Raw genomic sequence first — 26506 nt, 5'->3', positions numbered from 1 at the left:
GGGAAGTTAAACAATTAGCTTTTACTTTAGTACATATTGGTAAAACACGCTCCTTAGCCAATAGTCCAGAATGTAACAATTTTTGCAGTAAACCATTGCAAGAAACTTACGTAATAAATTACAGCAACTATGTTTCACCATAGTGTCATTCTTTAGGATGCGAGATAACTTACGAATGGGTCAACATGAATGAATCAATAAGTGGGCTTTTGGACAAGCTAGTTGATGAAGACGAAGGAAAAAAGCAAAGCGCAGGAGATATTATTGCTCGCTTCGAAGACAGAGGCTTTGGTCCACTACTACTCATACCTTCACTAATTGCACTACTGCCTACTGGCGCCATTCCCGGCGTGCCTTCCTTATGTGGTATCACCCTCTTTCTAATCTGTATACAAGTTGCTTTAGGCAGAAGTGCGCCTTGGTTACCAAATAAAATTACTAAACAAGAAATTAAACAAGACAAGTTAGAAAACGCGGTAGACAGAGCCAAACCTTACGTTAAAAAAACCGAGAGGCTGTTAAAACCACGTTTAACAGTACTATCAAAAACGCCATGGAAAAATATAGTTGCAGGTTATTGTGCTATAGCATCATTGTGTATGATCCCTCTTGAGGTTGTTCCTTTCGCCGTAGCACTCCCTGCTTTTGCGCTAACATTAACCGCTATAGGCATGACCAACCGAGACGGTGTGTTTATTGGCCTAGGGATGATAATTCAGCTGGGGACTGTGTATTTAGCTCTGAAGGTTTCTGGCTTATTGTAGAGAGTAATCACGTAAAACTTAGCGATTAAATGGTATTTTCAGCAATGCTATTATGCCTGCATTATCGTTTGTTGCTGGGTATTCTTTTTGGCCAATAGCAATATCTTCATCGCGCATGGTTGCGCGGCTTTTGAAGCTGCCAAAGAGTTTGTCCCACCAAGAGACGCTGAAACCAAAATTAGTATTAGACTCTGCTTTTGTCTGGCTGTGGTGGATGCGGTGCAGCCGTTGGGTAATGATAACCATCCCAATTCTGTCATCCCATTTTTGAGGCAGTCGGATATTCGCATGGTTAAACAAGGCAAATCCGTTCAAACCAACTTCGAAAATAACTATCGCAATAGCAGGCACACCGAACGCAATAACCACCGCCGCTTTAATGAACAAGCTTAATACAATTTCGATAGGATGGAAGCGAAGCCCTGTGGTGGTATCTACATGACTGTCTGCGTGGTGCATCTTATGAATACGCCACAGCAGAGGAATTTTATGAAATAGTCTGTGCTGCCAATAAATCACCACATCAAGCAGCAATACACTAAGCGCAACCACAACCCAATGGCTCAAACTTACGCGGTTAAATAACCCCACATTAGTACTATCCGCCCATAGAGCCACACCCACTAAACTGGCGGGCATCACCACTTTTGAGCACAGCGCGCCTAATACCACCATACTCAGGTTGCCTTTCCACCTGCTGGCTCGCCCCAATACCGATTGCCTAGCAGGCAGCCATGCTTCTAGCAAAGCCATTATCACGAAAATGCCTAAAAATAGACAGACTCGTACAAGTGCAGTGTTATCCACTATTGCTTCTCTTTCTCTTTATTAGTGCAGTAATCATCAATACCTTCTACAGCTTTAAGGGTAGTAAAACCACTGTAAACTCGGGTGATGATGGTAATGCCACACGCTACCGCAAAAACATAAGCCAACACCGGAAAATACGCTGGCCATATACAGAATGCTAAAAATAAGAGTATGGTTTCGGTACCCTCGGTAAGCCCCTGCATATAGTAAAAGCTCTTATTCTTAAACTGTGGTTTTTCGATATTAAATTTTTCTGCGGCTACGGCGAAGGCCAAAAAGCTACTGCCCGTGCCTACAAACGCGGCCATTAGCACTAGCGCAGGTACACCCCATTCGGCAGGGTTTGCTACACCAAACGCTAACGGCACGGCAGCGTAGAATAAAAAGTCTAAACAAATATCTAAAAAGCCACCTGCACTACTGCTACTTTGCTGAAAGCGAGCAAGTTCGCCGTCAATACCATCGGATACTCTATTTGCAACAATACATATGAACGCCATTGCCCACCACCCATTGATAATGGCAGGAACCGACAGCATACCAATAACAAAACCAGCCAAGGTAATTTGATTTGGGGTAACGCAGGCTTTGCTCAGCGCCAAAATCATGGGTCTTAACAGCGGCTTTATAAAAGGCGTAACTTTCGCATCTAACATGTTTCTATCTCAATTAAGCGCCCTTGGGCAGCTTCTACATCTTCACTATCGTGCGTGACCAATAAGGTGGGTAGACCACGGGCTTTAAGCTGACTAAATACCCAAGTTCGCATTTGAGTTTTGGTTGCAGCATCTAATTTACTAAACGGCTCATCGAGTAACACCACATTAGGTGCGGCAGCCAACGTTCGCAACAAGGCGATACGCGCCTGTTGTCCGCCCGATAAGGTCTGTACGGGTCGATGCTGTAAACTTTCAAGCCCCACTTCGGCTAACATCTCAGTCACCCGTTGATCACGCTGCGCTCTTGATAACGTTTTTTTACTAGGCGCATTATGAATCGAAGCTTTATCAAGCATATTGCTAGGCAATGCAAACGCAATATTTTGCCCAACTGTCATATGTTCAAAAAGCAAAGGGTCTTGATATAGCACGCCTACCCCACGATTATGAGCTGGCATGCCGTTAATGCACTTATCATTAATGTATATACTACCCTTCATGGAAAAAGGCGCAGTTAATTGCCCAGCAATTGCGTTAAGTAAGGTCGATTTGCCAGAGCCGCTTGGCCCCATGATAGAAAGCACTTCGCCTGGGTTAATCTCTTCATCGAGTGAAAACAAGGTATCTGTGTATCGAAACAAACTCACCTTATCTAATTTCAAGGTCATAATTTCGATTTCCGTGTTTGTAGAAGCGAATAGCGCCCCATCGGGTTAAAACAAACTGTGGGCAACCACCAGGCCAATACAAAGCCCAATAAGGGCATAAGCGTTTGTACTATCACATACACTGCAGTCAACCGAGCACTGCTACCCGATGCCGCGGCCACCGCTTCTGTGGTAACAGTAGCAATACGCCCACCGGTACTTAGCAAGGTAGGCAAATACTGGCTGAAACTAATAGCCAGCCCTAATGCAAAAGCCACCAGTATAGGGGCAAGCAATAACGGTAGCTTTATGTTCACAAATACCTGCCATGGTGTTTTTCCCATGCCATAAGCTACCTGCGCATACCTAGGGTCAAACTTACGATAAGCCACCGCCAACGAAATAAACACATAAGGCAATACATAAACAAGATGGCTAATAAATAAATGAAACCACACGGCCTCGTTAAAATAGGCTAATTGAAACCATACTAAGCCATATAAGAAGGCCACGCCTGGCACTAGCAGTGGTAAAAACAAAGTAAGTGACAACAACGCCCCTGACCATCCGTTAAAGTAAGACGTAGGTTTACTATTATGGTCTCCATGCCCGCTAACCGTTTCTGCTTCTAGCGCCATGATAGCGACTATCACCGAAAAGCCGCTCACTAACGTGGCTAGCAACAGGGTATTATTGAAAGGCTCAGCCAGTGCCCAAAGCGTGGTTTTCCAATGCAATAAGGTTAACCCTGCTGGTAAAAAAGCAGGAAACTGCCAAAAAGTGGCAAAAGACCAAAGTACGGTACTGACGATTATCGAGAGTACTATCACGGCGTAAACTGCAACTATGGCGTACGCCAGTAACGAGGAAAACACTTGACCTGTGTGCCTAAAGCCATTTGAGTAGAAACGCCCTTGAGCATACTTTGCTACGTGTTCACCCACAACCCATACACACAGTGCTACTAGCGTTACTGCTACTTGTAACAGTGCAGCTGCCGATGCCTGAAAGCGCATCGATAAATCAACATGGTTGAACCATTGCACCACTGCCACTGCTAGCGTGGGCGGGTTATTTGGGCCTAGTAGCAAGGGTATCTCCACATTCGCCGTGGCATAGGCTAACACAGCCAATATGGGTAAACGCGCTTGAGGATAAACGGTGGGGAAAATGACTTTAAAGAATACGGTTACCGGCGAGTAACCTAGCGCCGTCGCGCTTTTAAAATAGCCATCGAACTTACGTTTAACATGTGGCTGCGACATCACAGTTATCGCCATTAAAAATACGAAAGGTAATTCTTTAAGGGCCAGCGCAATAATAATAGAGATGCCGTAACTGTCGTACGGAAATGCCCACATCGGCGGTAATAGCGTACTAGCGCCACCTACACTAGCTGCTTCATCGGTTCCTATACTACTTAGTATGTTACTAAAATTTGCCGCGATGCTCGAAAAGAAGCCAGAGGGTGAAAGCACGAATAATAACGCAATGGCAGCTGCAGCATGTGGCAAGACTAATAACGGGCTAAGCCAAGTTTGCAGTTTATTGAGATAGGCTGAGCGGTAAAATACCGCCAACAGTAAAAAGGCACTAGCAACTGAAATTACGGTGGCTGACAAGCCTGTGATAAATGACAACAGCACCATTTTACCCATGCCATCTATCGCCAATAACTGTGCAAAAACAGTGAAGGTAAAATCATGCGCATCCAGTGCGGGAAAGTAACCAAAAGCAGGTAACATCACACCAACAAGCCCTGCTAATACCGGCAGGCTTAACAGCAAAACAAGTAGCACCCGTACGCTCAGCGTTATGCGTTGAAAAAGTGTCATGCTGCGAAGCAATGTGAATCGTGAGAACACCGACATTAGAACCGCTCACCGTAACGGTCAAACCATGCTTGTCGTATGGCATCTGTCCAACTGCTATGAGGCTCAGCGAAAAGTGGCACTGCCTCTTCTTTGTTTATTGCAGAAACGTGGTGCGAAACAGGTTTAAACATCGCTTTGTCGTTAGCAGCAAGCATAGAAAAGTCGAGTACTGAGTCGTCACCCCACACTGCCAATTGTTGTTTTTTCGCTTGGGCTTGGGGAGATAATAAAAAATTCACCACCTGCTTAGCAGCTTCAACATTTTCGGTGTTGTAAGTAATGCCTATGAAATGCACGTTCGCCAGGCTGCCGTCTTCCATCGCATAGGTACGAATGCTGCTAGGTAAGTCAAAACGATTTACTGCACTGGGTATTTCTGCGGCGGTAAAAGAAAAGGCCAAAAGTAATTCGCTGGTTCCCATTAAACGTTGTAGTTGTGAAGCCTGGCGCAGCATATAATCCCCTTGTTTATACATCAGAGGATGCAACGCATCTAGGTATTCAAAAAGCGCGAGGGTGATTTTCGCCAATGCAGTGTCAGTTACCGGCTGATACAGCAAGCCCTGTTGATCTTCATTTAACGCAATAGCCGCATACTTTAAAAAGCTTATACCTAAATAATCGTTGGGTATTGGGTAGGTGAATCGACCCGGGTATTGCTTGGCAAAGGCAAGTAACTCATGAATATTCAGCGGAGGCTTTTCTACAAATCGGTGATTATAATAAAACACCATAGACGCCTTGCCCCACGGTGCTTCTTGCCCGTCGGTAGCAATACCAAAATCGGTGATCATTGCAGGGTTTCGAGACGGATTAGTGAGTGCAAAATTAGGAATACTATTTGCCCAGTCTTTCAATAATAAATTATGGCGTTTCATGGCGGCAAAATTTTCGCCATTAATCCAAATTAAGTTAACGCTACCTTGGGTATGATTACCGGCGGCTTTTTCGGCAAGTACACGAGACACCGCATCGCTGGTGTCGGCTAGTTTCACGTGGTTTAAGGTTATATTATATTGCTTGCTTACTTGCTGGCTTACCCACTGAATATACCCGTTCACTTGAGCACTACCGCCCCACGCATGGAACTGCACCGTCGGCGCATCGCCTAAAATCTGATTTGAAGCTGGTGATTGATTTTGAGGCTGATCTTTTAATTGAGTACTTGTTTGAGCATCCGCATTTATTTGAGCCTGCGCTTGGGCGGGCTCAAGTGCGTAAGCCAACGTAATAGTAAACATTACGGTCGTTATTACGCTTAAAATGGCTTTTAAAAGGCCCGTCACCTGACCCGCAATATGAGCCACTAATCGAGCAATGACTTGAACGGCTGCTTCAACAGCTACACGAACACCTGCAGCCCCTCTTAAACTAATCCTTAGGGCATCGAACATACACAGTGGCATTAGACAAAACAAACTGCCTAATGCCACTAACGATAAATTACTCTTGGTCATTCAGCGCCCAGTTGTAATCCAAAAACTCAATGTCGCTTTTCCCTGACAGAATCGCTTTTATGTCATTGTCATCGAGTGCCGAACCATCTTTGAATGAAAGCGCATTCTCATATTGAGCGATAAACCCAGTTAAGCTTGATGAATCACGCCACTTCATTTCAAAGTCTTCTTTGTACCAACTAAAAATTTTCGAAATGTGTAGGGTATTACCATCGTAATAATTGCGGCTATTGTCAGATAAAAAACGAACGGTTTGCTGTTCTAATTGTTCACTTAACTTATCGCCCACATAGGCTTCTTCACGTAATGCAGGGCAACCAATACTGGCGCAGTTTACTGCAAAGTGAATGCGAGGTTCGTTATACACTCCCTTTGCACGAATGAGACCGTGCTCTAAATCGTCGAGGGTACGCTTTTCACCTAACAGTGGCGCAAAAGCTTGCTTCCAAGGTGATGAAAAGAAACCGCCAATATCTCGAATAGAGGTTAAATCGGGGTAGCGGGTTAATATTAAATCGATGGTATACGCATTGTACGCATTAATTAAAAACGCTAACTGCGTGTTTTTATCCCACTGACTAAACGTATCTTTCGACACTGCCGATAAACTTTTCAGATAAGCAGAAAGCTCACTTTGCGAAGCTTTAAAACCCGCATAATCAACTTCTGTGCTCGTACCCTTAATTTCTACTCCATCACGCGTGGTCACCGGGTTAATAGGCACAACGTATTTAGCTAGCATTGCTGAAAAGGGAGTGTGTAACCCTTCTTCAGCGTGCGCCAGTGGCATAACCAGTAGCGCAGTTACGACAAGTAATTGGGTTGTTCTTTTTAAGCGGTTTAGGCCTAAAGATAGTTTCATCATAATTGCTGCCCTATTAACCACGACGCCAAGTGTGGAATTTTTCCACATAGCTTAGTAACTTTTCTGGTGTGTTAGCGCGCTTCCATGTACCAGCAGTGTTTTTGGCACCCTCGGCCCACGTTGGGTAAGCGTGAATAGTGCCAAGTAATTTGTTAAGTCCCAAATCGTGCTTCATGGCTAATACAAATTCCGCGAGCAAATCACCAGCGTGTTCAGACACAATGGTCACCCCTAAAATTTTATCTTTGCCCGGCGGTGTCAGTACTTTTATAAAGCCTTTAATAGCGCTCTCTGCAATGGCTCTATCAAGTTCTTCAAACTCGTAGCGGGTGACTTCTACTTCAATGCCCTGCTCAGCTGCATCGTTTTCGCTTAACCCTACCCGCGCTACTTCAGGGTCGATGAAGGTAGTCCAAGGAATAACACGGTAATCAACTTTGAATTTTTTAAAGATACCGAATAAAGCATTTACCGCAGCATACCAAGCGTGATGCGATGCAACATGGGTAAACTGATATGGCCCAACTACATCACCCGCCGCATAAATGTTAGGCATTAAGGTTTGTAGGTAGTCATCGGTTTCAATAGTGCGGTCAAATTGAATGCCTAACTCTTCTAACCCAAAACCGTTAAGGCGTGCTTTACGCCCTACCGCCACAATCACTTCATCGTATTCAATAGCGCTTTCTTTGCCGTCTTTCGCTAATACTAAGGTTTTAACACCGTCTTTATTTTCAAAACGAAGGGCGTCGTGGCTGGTTAATACGTTTACGCCGCTATCGCGAAGTACGGTTTCTGAAAATTCAGCGACTTCTTTGTCTTCACGGCCCATAAGCTGTGGTGCTCGCTCAACTTGAGTGACGTCACTGCCCAAACGCGCAAAGGCTTGGGCTAGTTCGCAACCAATCGGGCCGCCACCTAATACAATCATGCGTTTTGGCGTTTCTTCTAATTCAGCAAAACGGCTCCATAACGTATCAGAAGTTACGTAGCCACTCTCTTCAATACCTGGCAATGGCGGTACAAACGGGCTTGCGCCCGTAGCCACTACAATGCTTTTGGTCGTTAAGGTTTGCATGCCGCCATCGTTTTGCTTTATTTCCACCGTCCAAGGATCGATGATTTTCGCGTAGCCTTTTACTACATCCACACCCAAACTGGTGTAGCGCTCTACACTGTCTACCGGCGCGATAGTACCAATAACGTTATGTACACGCTGCATCACTGTTTTAAAAGACATGGTAGGTTCAACACTGTGCAAACCATAGTTTTCAGCTTGACGCATCTGGTTGGCTACTTTGGCAGTTTTGATGAGGGCTTTACTTGGTACGCAACCATAGTTCAAACAGTCACCGCCCATTTCACCGGCTTCCACAAGCGTAACTTTCGCTTTTACCGCTGCGGCAATATAGCTGGTCACTAAGCCACCCGCACCTGCGCCAATAACAATAAGGTTTCTATCGAATTTAGCCGGCTTTTTATAGCCTTTGTATACACGGCGACGCTCAACAAACGCCACAATGGCTTTAGCAATCCACGGGAATATACCCAGTAATACAAACGATAATATAAGTCCTGGCGATACAATGCCCGATAAGCTGTCTATCTGCGCAAGCTGGGTACCAGCATTTACATATACGATGGTTCCCGCCAACATGCCTAACTGACTTACCCAGTAGAATGTCCACGTTTTAATTGATGTTAAGCCCATCAACAGATTAATCAGGAAGAACGGAAACACGGGCACTAAACGCAATGTGAATAAATAGAAAGCACCTTGTTTTTCAACGCCTTCGTCAATCTTTTTAAGCTTTTCACCAAAACGCTTTCTTACGGTATCGCGTAAAATAAAGCGTGCCACTAAGAAGGCTAAGGTAGCACCTACGCTTGATGCAAACGATACAATAACAAAACCTTGCACTAGTCCAAATAAGGCACCCGCGGCTAAGGTAAGAATGGCAGCACCGGGCAACGATAAAGCTGTTACTGCAACATAAATAGCGAAGAAGACACCAATACTTACCAATGGGTTTTCTTCAATTTGTTGTGTAAAGGTATCTAATGAGCCTTTCAAACCATCAAGGGTAAGATAGGTATTCAAATCTAAGTAAAAAAAGCCAAAAACGGCAGCCACCAATACGGCGATAAGTGCAATTTTCTTAAACATAAACTATTCCTTAATTGCGCTTAAAACGCGTATTGCATAGTGAACTGAACGTGACGAGGTGTATTGGGCATGGCCAGAGTAGCGCCAAAATAACCACCTTCAAACACAGGCTGCCAGTTCTCTTCATCGGTAATATTAATAATATCAACACGAAGGCGCATATCATCAGTAACCTGATAATCGGCATTTACATCAATATTGATTTGATCCCGAATAAATACAGTTTGTAGGAAATCTAGTGGGAACGACTTGGTGTACAAGGCTGATGCACCAACTTGTAAGTCATCAGTAAGTTGCCAGCCAGCATTTAATGACACAATTTGCGATGGAATGCCCTGCACTAATGAGTCAGACGGAGCAAACGCCGCAAAGGACGGCGAACCAACGCCATTGCCTTCAATAATGTCTGGTCGACTATCGTCAAAAGCATCGGCCACTTGTGCAGTATCTTGAAACGCCGCTGAATCATCGAAGCGCGCATCCAAATAACTGTACGCCGCATTTACCCACACATCTTGCCCTTGGTAGAAAACTTGCAGCTCTGCGCCTTTGGTTTTCACACCACTGTTGCTGCCATCGCGGTTACGTAAACTACGAGTTTGGTCAAATACCGACACTTCACCATACCAATGACTATCAGGAGAATACTTAAGCCCTACTTCGTAAAGGGTATTTTCAGTGGCAAAATTTAGCGGGTTAATTTCGTTGGCACTGGTAAGTGTAGTCCCCCCTGCCATGCTATTGGATGTGGCATCATTCTCTGACCACGCCACATAAGCATTGAGTGATTCTGTTAGCTTGTACACCGCACTGAGTTGTACGCTTTCAAGTATATCGTTATAAGTGTCAGAAGCGGCGGTAACCCCTTCAGGAGCAATGGGATCGCGCGCTTCTACATCGTAATAGTCGAATCTAACACCGGCAATGGTTGAAAACGATTCTGTCCACTGTGAACGCTGCTGCAATGCAAGGCCCGTTTGTAAGGTGGTTGAATCCGTGGTGTCAGATAAATTGTAATCCCCTACACCATCGCCATCTATATCATACTGGGCACCAGGTGATACAAATACGCCGGGACGAAGCTCAACCAATCGTGCTTTTTGTGCATCGGTTAAGGGTATTTCTCGGTTACTTAAGGGGCCGGTTAAATCTACAGGGCTGTCAGCTTCAGTCGTAAACTGGCTGTAACCTAATACATCGTTGTAACGTAACGCCACACCAAATGTGGTGGTTTGCTTATCGTTCCAAACCACGTCTAATTCAGTGCGATTCTCGAACGCATCGGCACCATCAATAATCTCTACAAAGCTATTTTGAGCAATTTCTTCACGGGTTAGGTGTTGATAGTAGGTTATGTTTCGTAGCACAAGGCTATCTGAAAATTGATGGGTTAAATTGCTGCGCAGTACAGTAGTTTCAGCACCATTAATATCATCAGGGTGGGTATACACCTGACTTCGGGGAATAACCACTTCACCGGTTGGTGAAATAATAGCGCCCGCACCAGGTACGGTACTGCCATTCGTTTGTACGCCTTGGCCCGTTATATAAAGGTTGTTATCAATCAGGTTTTGCGTGGGGCGATTAATACCTGCAATGTCAGGATATTCGGCATCGTAATACTCTGCACTAACGTCCCATGTTGTGGCATCGCTCGGTGTATATCGGTACGCAATAAACAGGTTTTTGCTTTCACGCTCGGCAAAATCAAAAAAGCTACCGTGATCTAGCCACTCAACGCTGACTCTAACCCCACTCTTTCCTTCTTCAATGGCGGCACCATAATCAAGCTGCGCTGAGTATTGATCCCAACGACCAGCCCTCAACGTGATATTCCCTTCGCTACCTGAAGTAGGCGCAGTTTTGGTTTGCAGGTTCACAAAGCCACCATTTCGCTGCGTGCTGCCAAACAGTACGGGCGAGGGCCCTTTCACGACATCTAATTGCTCAACACTGTTGAATGAAACCGGTAAACCAAAACCATTGTTGCCTGATTGGCGGCGTATACCATCTTGAAATAGCTCGCCCAATTGCCCACGTATACTTGGCAAACTAGGGGTACCAAAACCGCTAGAAGCATAAGCGTTAGGCGCAGCTTTAACAATATCGTGTAAGTTATTGATGTTTAATGCATCCATAGCTTCAGCCGACAAAGATGTTACCGCTCGCGGCGTATCAGCTACCGACATGCCAGCGCCAAATAAACCACTTAACGTGTTGTCGCCAGGGTTTAACGGGTTAAGCGCTTGCTGGTTTCCAGTCACCTCAACGACTTCTATGTCTTTTTTAATGTCATTTTTGTCGTTGTTATCAAGCATGTCAGCTTGCTGAGCTTGCAGCCCTTGGCTTACAGATAGAGCCAGTGCACTGATGGCAAGCCCAATATTATTTCTCATTCGTATTTTTACCTTACAAGATTGCTTACTCGACAAGACCGACATCCGGCTAAAAATATTTCATAAGCATTTTTATTTTTTTCTATGAAAGTTTTTGAAATTTAATATGAAAACGCCCGTTCTTTATCGCTACACAAATAAATAGGAGTTAAAATGCAATCTCAACAAACCACTGATATTTCTAATCGCCTCAGTTGGTCTCTTTTCGCCCTTCGCGTTTCTGTTTTCATTGTTATGTTCGTATGGACATTAGACAAATTCGTTAACCCTGCACATAGCGCAAAGATATTTGAACATTTTTATTCAATTGGTGGCGTACCAGAGACGGCCGTATACATTTTAGGTGCATTTCAATTGGCACTGGTCCTTGCTTTCGTTGCCGGTATTGCAAAGCGTTATTCCTACGGCTTGATATTTTTGCTTCACGGCGGGTCAACCTTGTCGTCATTTCCGCAATACTTAGACGCCTTCAACAACATGTTGTTTTTCGCCGCATGGCCAATGTGGGCGGCGTGTTTTGCCCTTTATTTATTAAGAGATGCAGATACTCGTTTTGCTGTAGGTAAATAGTGCAACGCCAACAACTTACACGCCAATGATATCTTAGATAAATATTTACTTATATATAGCAGGTTTAGTTCATTTTGGCAGTAGTATAAAGCTGCTGCCATTCTGTTGCTTCCACCGGCATTATCGATAACCTCCCCCCCTTTTTTACCAAACCTATTTCTGTAATGTTAGGCATTGCCTTAATGACAGATAGCTGCAATACGCTTTCAAACTTTTCAACAAACTTTACATCTACCCGAAACCACCGCGGATTTTCACGCGACGATTTGGGGTCGTAGTAATTAGATTCGGGGTTAAACTGGGTTTCATCTGGGTATCCGGCTTTAACTACTTCTGCTATCCCGGCAATGCCAACTGTTTTACAACTCGAATGATAGATAAAAACTTGATCACCAACGGCGACGTTGTCACGCAAAAAGTTTCTTGCTTGGTAGTTACGCACCCCGTCCCAAGGTTCAGTTTGGTCAGGCCGTGATAGTAAATCATCAATGCTAAATGCATCAGGTTCTGTCTTAAATAACCAGTAAGCCATATATTTTCTCGTTATTATCCTAATTGATATAGCAATGCAGTATAACAAAGGCGGTGAATTTAACGACAGCGCTATACCTTGGTTGCTGTGTACTGGTATAATAGGCGTTCGGTCTGCAATGTTTATATTCGCTTTAGGCAATTTATATTCGCTCTCGGCTATTTATTCTGGCTCTTGGCAGTTTTATATTTGCGATTAGCAATATGAACTATGATGTACTGACCTACTTAATTCTTTTTTTTCTCTGCTATATGTGAATCTTATGCAAGCCACCATTAAGGCCGACCGCGGTCTATTTTCTTATCCTAAATATTGGCCGCACTGCCTTGGTACTGCGCCGTTTCTTCCCATGTCTAAAGAGGAAATGGATGCCCTAGGATGGGACAGCTGTGACGTTATCTTAGTGACTGGTGATGCGTACGTAGATCACCCAAGTTTTGGTATGGCGGTGATTGGCCGTGTACTTGAAGCCCACGGTTTTCGCGTAGGGATTATTTCTCAGCCAGATTGGACGAGTAAAGACGCTTTCATGACCCTTGGTAAGCCGAATTTATACTTCGGTGTTACGGCGGGTAACATGGATTCCATGATAAACCGCTACACGGCAGATAAAAAACTTCGTCACGACGACGCGTATACAGCAGGTAATGTTGGCGGAAAACGCCCAGATCGCGCTGTAACGGTTTACGCACAACGTTGCCGCGAAGCCTTTAAAGGCACGCCTGTTATTGCCGGCGGTATCGAAGCGAGCTTACGCCGTATTGCCCATTACGATTATTGGAGTGAGAAAGTACGTCGTTCTGTATTGTTCGACTCCAAAGCTGACATGTTATTTTTCGGCAATGCCGAGCGCCCATTGGTTGAAGTTACCCACCGCTTAGCGGCAGGTGAAACTATTGATGAAATGCGCGATATTCGCGGCACCGCCATTATCGTAAAAGAAGCACTACCTGAGTGGCAAGGGGTTGATTCAACCTCGTTAGATCGCCCGGGTAAAATTGAACCTATCTCAAGCCCTTATCAAATGGAGCCTGAGTGCGATTCGCAAGATAAAGATAAAACAAACAGCGAAGCCCCTGAAGCTGCACCTGTCGTGATACAGCCTCCGGAACGCAGGAAGCCTTGGGAAAATGTATACGTTAAGCTACCTGCTTACGAAACGGTAAAAGACAATAAAGTTTTATACGCCCATACCTCACGTATTTTGCACCAAGAAACCAACCCAGGTTGTGCACGTGCATTAATGCAGCGCCATGGCGATAGACATATTTGGATAAACCCACCCGCTATGCCTTTGGAAACAGAGGAAATGGATGCGGTATTCGACCTTCCTTATCAGCGTGTGCCCCACCCTGTTTATGGCGATGCCACTATACCCGCCTACGATATGATTAAGTTCAGTATCAATATTATGCGCGGGTGTTACGGCGGTTGTACCTTCTGTTCTATTACAGAGCACGAAGGCCGAATTATTCAAAGCCGCTCTGAAGACTCGATAATTCGTGAAATTGAAGAAATTCGCGATACCGTACCTGGGTTTACCGGTGTAATTTCAGACTTAGGTGGACCTACTGCAAACATGTATCGTTTGCGCTGTAAGAGCCCGAAAGCCGAAGCCACGTGTCGTCGCCCATCTTGTGTATATCCGAGTATTTGTGCGCATATGGACACCGACCATAAGCCTACTATCGATTTGTATCGTCGTGCTCGTGAATTACCCGGCGTAAAGAAAGTGCTTATCGCTTCTGGTGTTCGTTACGATTTGGCGGTTGAAGATCCTGAGTACGTAAAAGAGTTGGCTCTGCATCACGTTGGCGGCTATTTGAAAATAGCACCAGAACACACCGAAGACGGCCCGTTATCTAAAATGATGAAGCCGGGCATGGGCAGCTATTACCGTTTTAAAGCGTTATTTGACAAATATTCACAAGAAGCGGGCAAGAAACAATACTTAATTCCGTACTTTATTGCCTCGCACCCAGGTACCACAGACGACGATATGTTGAATTTGGCGATTTGGCTGAAGGAGAATAAGTTTAAGCTTGATCAAGTGCAGAACTTCTATCCTTCACCAATGGCCACAGCAACGACTATGTACCACACCGAAGTAAATTCACTTCGTAAGGTCACAAAAGACAGTGAAGACGTGCCTTCGGCAAAGGGTGAAATACACCGACGCCTGCATAAAGCTATGCTTCGATATCACGACCCTAAAAACTTCGCGCAAATTCGTGAAGCCCTTAAGCGTATGGGCCGTGAAGATTTAATAGGCCGTGGTGCTCAGCACTTGGTACCGCCGGAAACCGCAGATGAGAAACGCAAAAAAGCGGCGAAAGGCAGAAATGGCGAGCGTGGGTTAACTAAACATACTGGCTTGCCGCCAAGTTTTCAACGTAAAGCCCGAGGCAAAAACAATGCAACTGGTCGGGATAACGACGCATCTAACAGAGGTGGAAATAAAGCCGATAACCGAAGCGGCGGCAAAAATAGCGGGCAAAGCATGCCTAGTTCACAGCGAAGAGGAAAATCAACAGCAAAACGCTAGTTTCCCCTATCGCTGAATGCTAACGATTGGTTAGTTATTTCTTGTAAGCACTTTTTGTAGGCACAGCAATACCTTTGCTGTGCCACTTAAATACCACAAAGATTAAGTCTACTTCTCCGGTATTTTTCACCCCATGTTCATCCCAAGGGGCAGCGTATAGCATGTCGCCGGTGTTAGCTTTAAACACTTCACCTTCAACGCTCCATTCCCCACTCCCCTGAGTAACCAATAGAAACTCTTCGTCACTATGTTCGTGAGGCGGGTGTATTTCCACACCAGGCTTAATAACAGCCATACCCGCTAATGATTGGCTAGTACCAAAGGTTTCATCATTGTGGTAGCTATAGAATATCCAACCCTCTCCTTCATCAATGGCTGCATTGGCCTGTGGGATCACTTGTGTTTTGAAACTGTCGCCAGAGGTTACTTTGTCGGTGTCATTCTTATTAACCGCAAGAGTATCGGCCGCACAAGCAATAAAGAAACTGCCTAAAACAGATAAAATAACAGTTAGCACTTTAGGTAAATTTCGCTTCATTCATCCTCTCCCTTTGGTAAATTTGCTTTTTCAACCACCGCCACATATGAGGCAGTTAAACTGCTAATGTATAGCATATCTGCCGTTTCTAACACCCCTGTTGTTAGCGGATAATTTCCACTTGGGTCTTGTAAGTCACTTGTCACCTTGCCTTGTTCATTTAATTTTATTACATGGCTGTAGGCTTTTGCTTTTGGGCGCAATGATGCAGGCAACCGCTGTACCACTTTACGCAAAAAGGGGGTGTTTGATAAATCGTCTAACGAGGCGGAACGGGGTGAAGCAAACCCTATCCAATAACCGCCATCTGGCGCTGTGGCAATATTATCGGGAAAGCCAGGTAAGTTATCGATGAACACATCCACCAAACCTGTTTTAGGCCCAGCAATAAAGTAACGTAACACACGGTAACTGCCTGTTTCGTTCACTAAGACATATTGTTGGTTTTCGCTGATGGCGACGCCATTAGCAAAGATTAACCCATCCATTAATACAGACGTAACTTGGGTAGTTGGATTGTACGCTAGCAATCTGCCATTACCTTTGTGCTCTAAAATTTCTAACAAGCTGCCGCTTAGGGTTCCGCCATAGGCTTTTGCACTAAATTTAGTGGTGGCGTCAGAAAAATATATCATGCCATTTTCTGCTACATCTACATCATCGGCATACACAATGCGCGTGTCATCAACGGTGTCTGCTAGCAAGGAAATATCACCTGATGGCGAAACAGAAAGTAACCCTAGGTAGGCATCTGCCACTATGAGATTATCATTGGCATCGAACTCTAAGCCTAGCGGCCGCCCGCCCGTGTTTATCCAAGGTGTAAAGTGCGTATCGTTAGGGGCTAATAGCATGATGGTGCCAGAATGCGTGGCCGTGGCAATGGCGCCATCACTTCGCAGTGCAAAATCTTCGGGGCCGTATTCACTTTTTATTGGGTTTGTTTCTTTATTACTAAGGGCTGTTGGCTCGCTTAAGGCTATAGCATGGGCGAAGGATAGCTTATCGTTGGCTTGATGCACGCCGCTATACCCTTTGTCTTGTGGGGCACTCCATGCTTCGGGCTCAACTGGCACAGGCCAAAATGCTAAATACCCCATCACGGCCAGCAAACCACTTATGATTAATATTCGCATTCACTACCCTTATTAAGTCCATCAAAGAATGTAGATGGCTAGCAATAGCATGTTCTTACCCGAGGGTTAAATTTAGATTGGTGATTATTCAATATGTCCAACGGCTATAAGTAGCATACACTCAGCACAACGATGGCCAAAAGGGATGCGAATGCATTATTAATACATGAACAGCAACTTGCCAGATGAAGGTTTAAATTTAGACTCAGATAATAAGACATAAAAAGCGCGGCTTTCACATTTAGTTAGTTAAACGAAGTAAAAGCCACGCTGTATTAGTTCACATTATCAATACGCTCGTGTTTGTTAAGCGCTTTAAGCCATTGGCGATTGCGGTTCCGTCGATACTGATGTGCTCTTGTTGCCATTGCCATTGCCATTGCCATTGCCATCAATATTTTGCGTTGTTGTTTGATCTTCTTTTTTAAAATTAGACAAAAGAGTTTCACGCTTAAGCAACGTATTACCACGCCATATACTCCACACCACATACACGAACATTGGCAAGTTCAATTGCAACGATGCCACCGATAGTGAATGTTCCCCGTTCACAGCGCTATAAATAAGTAAAAGCATTAACACACTGATACCTGAAATTATCAGCCACACTGGTTTGGTAAGCCGCTTTACCGCAACCGTAAGTGCCACATTTAAAACCATTACTCCCCAGAATACTGCAATTAACGAACCCGCAAAGAATATATCTGCTATTGCCGTGAATGCCAATGCACTCACGCTGCCCCACACCGTGCAATACCATAAACGCGTGGCCAACACAGGATGGGCTTTTTTAGACAACCACACTTCCATACCCGATACGCACAGCATGGTTAGCATGATACCCAAAACAAAATACAGCACCTTACTTGGTACTCCGGCAAAGTCACCAAAGTGGAGGCGATAAACAGCCCATAACAATTGCTTACCCCAGACGCCATCGTCATAGCCTGCGGTACCTAAATAATTACCTGCGGTATCAAATCGGTAGGCTTCACCGTATATCATTCGCCCCGGTACTTGTGCATAAATTTCAATAAACTGCTCAGGTTTGTTTACCTCATGAACAGTCACAAATATAAGCAGGTTTTCTGGCGCAATGGTTTCCATTTGCGCGATGGCTTTACCTATCGCAGGTTTACCTTCTTGCGCCTCTATAACTGGATCGGGCGTAAATACTTGGTTTATTACCGCATCCCTATCACCGCCATAATTAAGCTGTGCCACCAACACCAGTACGATACCAGCCAACCCAAAGTAAGCACCCGTCACACCAATAATCAAATGAAATGGTGCAGCCCAAAGGCCAAAGCGATTGTGTAAATCAATTTGATTTTGCTGACCATTGCCGCCGCGCCGAAATTTAAACGCGTCTCTTGCTAAACGTTTATGCGCAATGATACCCGTTACAATGAGTGTACAAATAATCGCACCTAAGGCACTGACTAATATCATGCCCCAGCTATGGGGTAGATTGAGATATAAATGTAAGTCCACCAACATTTGAGTGAAAGGCACGCTTTCCTTCTCAAGCAAATTTCCCTGTGCATCAGCGAAATAAGCAGCATGATCGTTTTCTACCACTAACCGTGGTATCCCTGATGTAGGAAGCACCACAAATAGATGATCCGTTTCTTCGGGATGTTTAGCTAAAAAGCGGTCCATCGCCTTTTCTACTGCCCCATCCTCGACGGATTCAAACTCGGGAATATGCGGTTGTTCCCAGCGTTCAAATTCTAAATGGAATACAGCAATAGTGCCTGACAAGCACACTAAAAAGAGCAATACACTTAAAAATACGCCTACCCAACTGTGTGCATTTAGCGCTGACTGTTTTGTTGCTTTTTTCATTTTTATTCCTAAATTGGCATTGCCATCAGTATTGCTAAACTTACTGCTGTTGCTACAAGGTAGCCGCCAACCGTTTTAATTTTCTTAGATGTTGCTAGGTAGTGGTAGACCGCAAGCCCCCAAATAATGGGCGATATCACCATACAAATTGCCAGTTGACTGGCTATTTCAAGGGGAAGTAATGCACTAAGTGCTAAGGAAGCCACCACACTAAATATCAGCATTAACATCAACACAATGATGGAATGAAGAATATGCTGTATTGAAGTACTAACGGAAAGATCGAGTTTTCTAGGTTCAGGACGTTGTTGCGTTGCGGGGGCAGCACTCTGATTCGCCGCGATAAATGGCCATACTAACAATCCGGGTAAGCAAAGTGCGTACACTACACCAAACTCCCACCCAACCGACATTGACCACGCAATGGACGACATTAACCAAATAGCAACCCCGATATAGAGCATCGGTGAGGTTTGGCGTTGCCAACTTTTATAGACAGCCGCCATAGACACAACTGAGAGGCCGCTTGCGGCAAATAACATGAACATAACTTACCTTCGAATACGAATAATGAATGCCGAATAGTTGAACGCTTAAGTAGGATAAAATAATGCACAGCAACGCCTTTTCTACATTACCCTACCGACTCATTTATCGCGCTTTTTCATCGACTGATTTTTATGTATAAATTACCAAATATCGCCAAGCAATGAAAACAATAATTATTCTTATTTAGTATTTTTTTAGCTATCCTCATGGGTTACATACAAAAAGGCCGACTTACAGCAGTAAGTCGGCCTTTAATAGTAAAGTCGTTGCGTAAAAACGTTTTACGCAGCTTGTGTTTCTTCTTCCATTTCAATAACTTCATGGCTTAACAAGTATTCAAATGCGGCAAGTGAAGCTTTTGCACCCTCGCCCATTGAAATAACGATTTGCTTATAAGGAACCGTTGTTACGTCACCCGCCGCAAAGATGCCTGGCGCTGAAGTATTGCATTTGGTATCAATCACAATTTCGCCATATTTGCTCATATCTACGACACCTTCCATGAATTGGCTATTTGGCACTAGGCCAATTTGTACAAATACGCCCGAAAGCTCAAGGGTATGTAACTCATTGGTATTGCGATCTTGATACTCAATTGCGTTAACTTTGCCATTCTCAGCCTTAATCTGATGGGTAGCTGCGTTTCTGATAATCGTGATATTTTCGCGTTTTTCAGCTTGGTCAATCAGTACTTGGTCAGCCTTAAGTTCTGGCATAAATTCAAATACCGTTACCGATTTAACAATACCCGCTAAATCAAGCGCCGCTTCAATACCCGAGTTACCACCACCAATGACTGCAACGTCTTTACCTTTAAAGAAAGGACCATCGCAGTGTGGGCAGTACGCCACGCCATTACCTACGTTTTCTTTCTCACCTGGAACACCAAGTTCTCTCCAACGTGCGCCAGTAGCAACAACAATTGAACGAGTGCGAATTTTTTCGCCAGACGATAACGTAATAGTTTTAACGTTACCTTGTTCTACAGAATCAACACGAACGTGCTCTTTAAGCGTGATATCGTAATCGTTCATGTGTTCCATTAAGTTACCTACTAGCTCAGGGCCAGTAGTTTTAGATACCGAGATAAGGTTCTCAATACCCATTGTATCTTTCACTTGACCACCGAAACGATCGGCAACCACAGTCACTTTTAAACCTTTACGTGCGCTGTATATCGCTGATGCCACGCCCGCTGGACCACCACCGATTACGGTAACGTCTTGTAGCGGTATCGACTCACCTTTGTTCGCATCTTTCAGCGACGGGTCACGTTCGATAAGTTTATCGATAAGAACCGATGCATCTACCTTACCATTAGCGAATAGCTCACCATTAAGGTAAACGCTTGGAACGCCTTGAATATCACGTTCTGCTACTACGTTTTGATACAATCCACCGTCAATCATTTCAGACGTAATGTTTGGATTAAGTAGTGCAAATTGGTTAAGCGCCTGAACGACTTCTGGGCAGTTATGGCAGCTTAAGCTGATAAATACTTCGAAGTTAAGTTCTTCTTTAACGCCTTTAACAATCGCTTTTACGCTGTCATCAATTTTAAGCTCGGTACCTGATGCGTGAAGCATACCTAAGATAAGCGAGTTAAATTCGTGACCGCCAGGAACACCAGAAAAGCGAATACCTGTATCTTCACCATCAGCTTCTAGTAAAAAACTGATAGAGCTGCGTAATACACCGTTAGTGTCACGCTCTTCAAGGCTTAGTTTGTCACTTACACCAGCAATGTCGGACAGAAACGACACAAGCTCTTCACGCTTGCTGTGTTCACCGGTCTGTACGACGAAGGTTACGTTTTTCTGCATTGACTCAGCATAGCCTTTCAACGCTTGTAAAATTTCTTTAGTTAACACGGTAGTCTGCCTTATTTTCGACACGCCGATCCCTGCCAACCATTTTTCAGGCTAACAACATAAGCAGGAATTGGAAATTAATTTGATAGGGAGTGGAGACCCACTCCCATTACTTACTTATAAGCGCTAAGCGGTTGCTTAGATTTTGCCTACTAGGTCAAGAGAAGGAGCTAGTGTAGCTTCGCCTTCTTTCCATTTAGCTGGGCAAACTTCGCCTGGGTGAGAAGCAACGTACTGAGCAGCTTTGATTTTGCGAACTAGGTCGTCTGCATCACGGCCGATACCTTCAGAAGTGATTTCCATCGCTTGAACGATGCCTTCTGGGTCAACAACAAATGTTGCACGGTCAGCAAGACCCATAGTTTCACGCATACAATCGAAGTTGCGAGTGATTTCACCAGTAGGGTCGCCAATCATTGCAAACTTGATTTTGTTGATAGTGTCAGACGAATCGTGCCACGCTTTGTGAGTAAAATGAGTGTCAGTTGATACTGAGAATACTTCTACGCCACGAGACTGAAGCTCTTCGTACTTATCAGCAATGTCGCCAAGTTCAGTTGGACATACAAATGTGAAATCTGCTGGATAGAAAACAAATACTGCCCACTTACCGCTGATATCTTCGCTGCTTACTTCGATGAATTCGCCGTCTTTAAATGCTTGTGCTTTGAACGGTTTGATAGCAGTGTTAATTAATGCCATGTTTACTTTCTCCATTTAGTGAGTGTTGTTTTGTACTTACGACACTTGGTCTATAAATACAACAGTACGAAAAATTACAAAGCCCATTTTGTTTTCAGCGCTTTGCTGTTTTGCAAAATCGACTTCGTTGAAACTGGTGATAAGAATAGCGCGGATTTTTTAAAAAAACTAATTGGTATTTTTGAATGTTTCAATCAAGTTTACCAATCAATAATATTAAATAACCGCAAAAATCCCGAACGAGCGAAATTTCTCACATTCCACCTCCCCACGCAAGCCTCGCATTCAAAAACCAATAAAGGTAATGTTAACGCCATCATTGTTACAACGGCATTGCAGTTATGGATCGCGCGAAATTTCTTAATCAAGAAATTGCCAGAATTGATGGCACCTTACCTTCTCCTCACTTAGCTAAACATTTGAAAATGGCCCAAAGCCCCTTCGTGTTTTACCGCGGTAGCGCACAATTATTTTATGCGGATTTAGCGAATCACCATTTACCAGTACCAGACGCTTGTTTTTCGATGTCACTGACCAGTGTTATGGGTGATTGCCACACGTCTAACTTTGGCTTTATTACTGAGGAAGGCTCACACGGCGATACCGTTATTTTTACGCCGAACGATTTTGACGATGCCTGTGTTGGCTATGCACATTGGGATATTCTTCGCTATCTTGCTTCACTGTCTCTCGTAGAAGCCCATTGCAAAGGTATTTCTGAAGGCCGCTTTTTGATAGACATGCCAGACCCGCTAAAACCTGCGGTAGACCGCCATCAGGTTAAACATGCTCAATCCCTTTTCATTCAAGAGTACGTGGCAACATGCCAGCGCGTAACTGAAAAGGCGACCGTTATTAATGAAGCTATGGAGCAAGAGCCCGATGGCAAATTGAAAAAATTCTATCGCAAAGCATTGGAGCGCTCTTCTTGTGGTGAAAAGTTCGAATCTAAAAGTGCGTTAGCAAAAGCGGTACATTTAACGCAGGATGGACTTAAATTTAAGCACATCACCGATAAATACACGCCGTTGAGCCCAACGGAACATCAGCAGGTCTTAGCGGCATTCGCACCTTATATGGATGATGACATTGTCGATATCACCAGCAGAGAAAATGCAGGAACTGGTTCGGTAAATATGCGCCGCTTTTATTTTTTAGTTGGCCCCAAAAAACCGCATAACGCTGAAAGTTTTCGTTATTGCCATATTGTTGAGGTGAAACAACAGCGCAAAGCCGCGCCCTTATTCTACTTCGATAATGTGTGCCCGGTGAATAAATTGAACCCTGCTCATTTAACCGCCCGCAGCCAACGACGAATGCAACGCCGCCCAGACCTATTGTTAGATGAGGTTATATGGGACAATGCACACTGGTTAATTCGCTCTCGTCACCACGCTAAAGTGGGGCTAGATCCTCATGATATTGGTATGGGAAATAAAGCGCTAAACGGTGACTTTGGATACTTTGCTAAACTCTGCGGTTACACCCTTGCCTTAGCGCATTGCCGAGGTGATAGGCGAAGTACACGCTTTGCCAAAAGTGCGGTAAAGGCGTTAACCGACGACACCAATAACGCTCTAATTACTAATGCTAATCACTATGCAAGGCAGGTTATCGATGACCACAACTGGTTTTGCGATACGCTAAAACACAGTTAACGCAGGGGTTTATCGTTTGACGACAACCAGAGCGCGCTGAAAACTATTTAGTCTTTGTAGTGTTATTTATCGACGCCGATTTCCCATTTATGACGAGCCAATGTCATAAATAACTTTATTTATATGAGTTAACCCATTGATTATTATATTTTAATCAAAAATAAACTTGAATAACGTTAAGTCATTCCTGCGTTGGCATTATCGTTATAGGCTAGGTCTAGCAATAACAAAGAGGGTCTGCTTTGACAGACCTAATAATAAAAGACCTAAGAGGGAAACAACCAGTGAAAACTCCATTGTCACTTATAACAGCAGGTATTCTTACTGCATTTTCGGCCAATGCCAGCGACTTAGTTATCAGCGGTGTTGTCGATGCATCACTCACCGGCGGTGTTCCTAAAGCTGTTGAGCTTTACGTTGTAAACGATATTGCCGACTTATCAGTATACGGGCTTGGCTCAGCCAATAATGGCGGCGGTACTGATGGTGTAGAATTTACGTTTCCAGCAGATAGTGCCTCAGCGGGTAGCTATATTTATGTAGCATCTGAAATTGATGGTTTTACGGAATTTTTCGGTTATGCACCAGACTATGATTCATCCGCCATGGGAATTAATGGCGATGATGCGGTAGAGCTTTTCGAAAACGACGCGGTTATCGATACTTTCGGTGACATTAATGTTGACGGGAATGGCACAGCTTGGGAATACCTAGACGGCTGGGCTTACCGAAAAGATGGTTCAGTCGCTAATGGCGGTACGTTCTCATCTGACAACTGGACTTACAGCGGCGTGGACGCATTAGATGATGCAGCAACCAATGCTGCTGCAGCGACCCCCTTCCCTGTTGCTACTTTTAGTACTGAAGGCGGCGGTGATGATGAAGTTCCACCAGAAGAGCCTGTCATTGAGCTAGGTGTTTGTGCTGACGCAGCAACCCTTATTAGTACCATTCAAGGGAGCGGCGATGCTTCAGAAGAAGTTGGTAACAGCCATATTGTTGAAGCCATTGTTACGGGCATGGGTGCAGGCGGTTTCTTCTTACAAGAAGAAACAGCAGATAGTGATGGTGATGATGCCACTTCTGAAGGTATTTTCGTTAATGGTAGCACTACCGTTGCGGTAGGTAACGTTGCTCGCCTATATGGTGAAGTTGTTGAAAATTACGGCATGACTACGCTGAACCTAGACAGCGATGTAACTGCACTTGATTGTGGCGCAAGCGATGACGTATTGATGACAACTATCGATATGCCTTACGATTATTCTCTTGAGCCATTTGAAGGCATGCTAGCTTCTGTTGTTGATGCTACGGTAACTAGCACAAACGATTTGTGGCGTTACGGCGAAATTCAAGTAAGTGACAGCGTTAAACGCCAGCCTAGCGACGTAGCAGCACCACTTTCAGACGCATACGTTGAAGCAGTTGCAGCCTCAGAAGCCAGCTTACTTAAGATTGAAGATAACAGCAGTTCTAGTTACCCAGACACCGTTAACTACTTCCCTACCTTTAGCTACGCAAATGCTATTCGTATTGGTGATACTGTGTCTGCAAGCGGCCCGCTAAACTATAGCTTCGGTGCGTTTAGAATTAACCCTACCGATGTGATAACAGTAACCTCTACTCGCGAAGCGAACCCGGTAGTAACTGAAGGTAACTTATCGATTGCTACCTTCAACGTATTGAACTACTTCAATGGCGAAGTAGATGCTAACGGCGATGTAACTTTCGATTTCGATGCAAACCGTGGTGCAGAAGACGAAACTGAATTTGCATTACAAGAAGCCCGTATCGTTGAAGCCATTGTTGGCTTAAACGCTGACGTTGTTGGCTTAATGGAAATTGAAAACGACGGCTTTGGCGATGACAGTGCTATTGTCAGCCTAGTGGCTGCGGTAAACGCTGAACTTGCCGATACCGAACAGTACTCATTTATCAGCACAGCTGATAGCACAGAAATTGGTACCGATGCTATTACCGTTGGTTTGTTATACCGCGCTTCTATTGTAACGCCTGAAGGTGATGCACAAGTAGTAGATATGCCAATTCAGCAAATTGATGAAGACAGTGTGGCACAAATGCGCCCTTCTTTAATTCAATCGTTTGCGCACCTTGAAAGCGGTAAAACCTTTGCTGTTGCCGTTAACCACTTTAAATCGAAAGGTTCACAGTGTGGTGAAGATATTGCTGAAGAAGTGAGTGAAACTGATGCTATTCAAGGTAGCTGTAATGCACTACGTGTATCTGCTGCTATTACCCTTGGTGAAGCATTAAGTGATGAGAGCTTACCTGAGCGTATTCTAGTGTTAGGTGACTTGAACTCATACAGCGCTGAAGATCCTGTTGCTGTTCTTACCGACTACACCGCTGAAACCCAAGGCTACACGGTAATGACCGCAGCAAATACAGGTATGGACGATGGTGCCTCTGTAGAAGTAACCGCTAATTATGGTTACGTAAATCTTGCAGAAGAGTTTGATGCAGAAGGTTACTCTTACTGGTTCTACGGTACAGAGCAAGTAGGTAGCTTAGACCATGTGCTAGCAAGTGAAACCATGCTTGCTGATGCGGTAGATGGTGCACATTGGAGTATTAACTCTCCTGAAGTTTACCAATTCCAGTATGATCAAGCGCTGACCTATTACGCTGATGAAGACGGCTATGCATTTACTGATGTAGGTCCATTCCGTAGCTCAGATCACGACCCGTTCATTGCAACCTTCAACTTAGAAGCAGAATTACCAGATGAAGGTGACGATGTAGTTGAAGTTGATAACGATTCTGGTGGTTCTATGGGCTTCATTTTAGCACTAATGGCGGGTGTGCTAACCTTTCGCCGCCGTTCAGCTAAGTAAATTCATCAAAAATAACCCCCGTAAATAAATGCTGGCGGTTTAAAACTAAAAAAGGGATGGTTT

The 26506-nt window shown here is 44.4% G+C and carries 20 protein-coding genes; 5 read left to right on the top strand and 15 right to left on the bottom strand.

The window, feature by feature from the left end; translation table 11 throughout:
• Positions 1 to 185: 185 nt before the first annotated feature.
• Entirely contained in the window at positions 186 to 764 is a 579-nt protein-coding gene (locus tag JKP82_RS06860) for an exopolysaccharide biosynthesis protein (protein WP_159529929.1), read from the top strand.
• 18 nt (positions 765 to 782) lie between these two features.
• Here JKP82_RS06860 and JKP82_RS06855 read toward each other — a convergent pair whose 3' ends face one another.
• The 8 genes from JKP82_RS06855 to JKP82_RS06820 are packed head-to-tail and all read right to left on the bottom strand — an operon-like array spanning position 783 to position 11639.
• Positions 783 to 1571 carry a sterol desaturase family protein gene (locus JKP82_RS06855; RefSeq protein WP_159529927.1) on the bottom strand — a complete coding sequence of 263 codons (789 nt, stop codon included), beginning with the start codon at positions 1569 to 1571 and terminating at the stop codon, positions 783 to 785.
• On the bottom strand, positions 1571 to 2230 hold the full coding sequence (locus JKP82_RS06850; RefSeq protein WP_159529925.1) for a CDP-alcohol phosphatidyltransferase family protein: 660 nt from the start codon (positions 2228 to 2230) through the stop codon (positions 1571 to 1573). Before JKP82_RS06850 ends, JKP82_RS06855 begins: the two co-directional genes overlap by 1 nt.
• The gene (locus JKP82_RS06845) at positions 2224 to 2901 is read right to left on the bottom strand and encodes an ATP-binding cassette domain-containing protein (RefSeq protein ID WP_159529923.1); all 678 of its coding nucleotides are present in this window, start codon (positions 2899 to 2901) and stop codon (positions 2224 to 2226) included. The genes JKP82_RS06850 and JKP82_RS06845 overlap by 7 nt, the downstream gene beginning before the upstream one ends.
• A complete protein-coding gene (locus tag JKP82_RS06840) occupies positions 2898 to 4751 on the bottom strand; it encodes an ABC transporter permease (RefSeq protein WP_246604433.1) in 1854 nt (617 codons plus the stop codon). The genes JKP82_RS06845 and JKP82_RS06840 overlap by 4 nt, the downstream gene beginning before the upstream one ends.
• Complete coding sequence (locus JKP82_RS06835; protein ID WP_258544354.1) at positions 4751 to 6211, bottom strand: ABC transporter substrate-binding protein; 1461 nt, start codon at positions 6209 to 6211, stop codon at positions 4751 to 4753. Before JKP82_RS06835 ends, JKP82_RS06840 begins: the two co-directional genes overlap by 1 nt.
• Positions 6198 to 7076: a DUF547 domain-containing protein gene (locus tag JKP82_RS06830; protein WP_258544353.1), complete on the bottom strand. Its 879-nt coding sequence runs from the start codon at positions 7074 to 7076 to the stop codon at positions 6198 to 6200. Before JKP82_RS06830 ends, JKP82_RS06835 begins: the two co-directional genes overlap by 14 nt.
• A 13-nt stretch (positions 7077 to 7089) precedes the next feature.
• Entirely contained in the window at positions 7090 to 9243 is a 2154-nt protein-coding gene (locus JKP82_RS06825; RefSeq protein ID WP_218396354.1) for a dihydrolipoyl dehydrogenase family protein, read from the bottom strand.
• 20 nt (positions 9244 to 9263) lie between these two features.
• A complete protein-coding gene (locus JKP82_RS06820; RefSeq protein WP_218396352.1) occupies positions 9264 to 11639 on the bottom strand; it encodes a TonB-dependent receptor in 2376 nt (791 codons plus the stop codon).
• A 153-nt stretch (positions 11640 to 11792) separates the two neighbouring features.
• Between JKP82_RS06820 and JKP82_RS06815 the strand changes: the two genes are divergently transcribed.
• A complete protein-coding gene (locus JKP82_RS06815) occupies positions 11793 to 12209 on the top strand; it encodes a hypothetical protein (protein ID WP_159529915.1) in 417 nt (138 codons plus the stop codon).
• A gap of 64 nt (positions 12210 to 12273) precedes the next feature.
• Here JKP82_RS06815 and JKP82_RS06810 read toward each other — a convergent pair whose 3' ends face one another.
• Complete coding sequence (locus JKP82_RS06810; RefSeq protein WP_218396350.1) at positions 12274 to 12741, bottom strand: EVE domain-containing protein; 468 nt, start codon at positions 12739 to 12741, stop codon at positions 12274 to 12276.
• A 262-nt stretch (positions 12742 to 13003) separates the two neighbouring features.
• Here JKP82_RS06810 and JKP82_RS06805 point away from each other — a divergent pair, with 262 nt between their 5' ends.
• Positions 13004 to 15286 carry a YgiQ family radical SAM protein gene (locus JKP82_RS06805; protein ID WP_159529903.1) on the top strand — a complete coding sequence of 761 codons (2283 nt, stop codon included), beginning with the start codon at positions 13004 to 13006 and terminating at the stop codon, positions 15284 to 15286.
• 34 nt (positions 15287 to 15320) lie between these two features.
• Here the strand turns inward: JKP82_RS06805 and JKP82_RS06800 are convergent, their stop codons facing one another.
• The 6 genes from JKP82_RS06800 to ahpC form a co-directional block, all read right to left on the bottom strand.
• Positions 15321 to 15824, bottom strand: coding sequence for a cupin domain-containing protein (locus JKP82_RS06800; protein WP_159529901.1), 504 nt, complete (start codon positions 15822 to 15824; stop codon positions 15321 to 15323).
• On the bottom strand, positions 15821 to 16960 hold the full coding sequence (locus tag JKP82_RS06795; RefSeq protein WP_218396348.1) for an SMP-30/gluconolactonase/LRE family protein: 1140 nt from the start codon (positions 16958 to 16960) through the stop codon (positions 15821 to 15823). Before JKP82_RS06795 ends, JKP82_RS06800 begins: the two co-directional genes overlap by 4 nt.
• A gap of 315 nt (positions 16961 to 17275) precedes the next feature.
• Complete coding sequence (locus JKP82_RS06790) at positions 17276 to 18808, bottom strand: PepSY domain-containing protein (RefSeq protein WP_218396346.1); 1533 nt, start codon at positions 18806 to 18808, stop codon at positions 17276 to 17278.
• Between the two features lie 8 nt (positions 18809 to 18816).
• Positions 18817 to 19356, bottom strand: a complete 540-nt coding sequence (locus JKP82_RS06785; protein WP_258544352.1) for a hypothetical protein — start codon at positions 19354 to 19356, stop codon at positions 18817 to 18819.
• 282 nt (positions 19357 to 19638) lie between these two features.
• Positions 19639 to 21228 carry an alkyl hydroperoxide reductase subunit F gene (gene ahpF / locus JKP82_RS06780; protein WP_218396345.1) on the bottom strand — a complete coding sequence of 530 codons (1590 nt, stop codon included), beginning with the start codon at positions 21226 to 21228 and terminating at the stop codon, positions 19639 to 19641.
• 138 nt (positions 21229 to 21366) lie between these two features.
• Entirely contained in the window at positions 21367 to 21930 is a 564-nt protein-coding gene (gene ahpC / locus JKP82_RS06775) for an alkyl hydroperoxide reductase subunit C (RefSeq protein ID WP_013783827.1), read from the bottom strand.
• A gap of 341 nt (positions 21931 to 22271) precedes the next feature.
• Here ahpC and JKP82_RS06770 point away from each other — a divergent pair, with 341 nt between their 5' ends.
• Together JKP82_RS06770 and JKP82_RS06765 are read left to right on the top strand one after the other, a co-directional pair.
• The gene (locus tag JKP82_RS06770) at positions 22272 to 23588 is read left to right on the top strand and encodes a DUF2252 family protein (RefSeq protein ID WP_218396343.1); all 1317 of its coding nucleotides are present in this window, start codon (positions 22272 to 22274) and stop codon (positions 23586 to 23588) included.
• Between the two features lie 284 nt (positions 23589 to 23872).
• Positions 23873 to 26443, top strand: a complete 2571-nt coding sequence (locus tag JKP82_RS06765; protein ID WP_159529893.1) for an ExeM/NucH family extracellular endonuclease — start codon at positions 23873 to 23875, stop codon at positions 26441 to 26443.
• Positions 26444 to 26506 lie beyond the last annotated feature (63 nt).

The sequence above is a fragment of the Alteromonas lipotrueae genome, from assembly GCF_019249215.1.
Taxonomy (GTDB): Bacteria; Pseudomonadota; Gammaproteobacteria; order Enterobacterales; family Alteromonadaceae; genus Alteromonas; species Alteromonas lipotrueae.
This window is presented reverse-complemented; position numbering and strand designations above follow the sequence as displayed.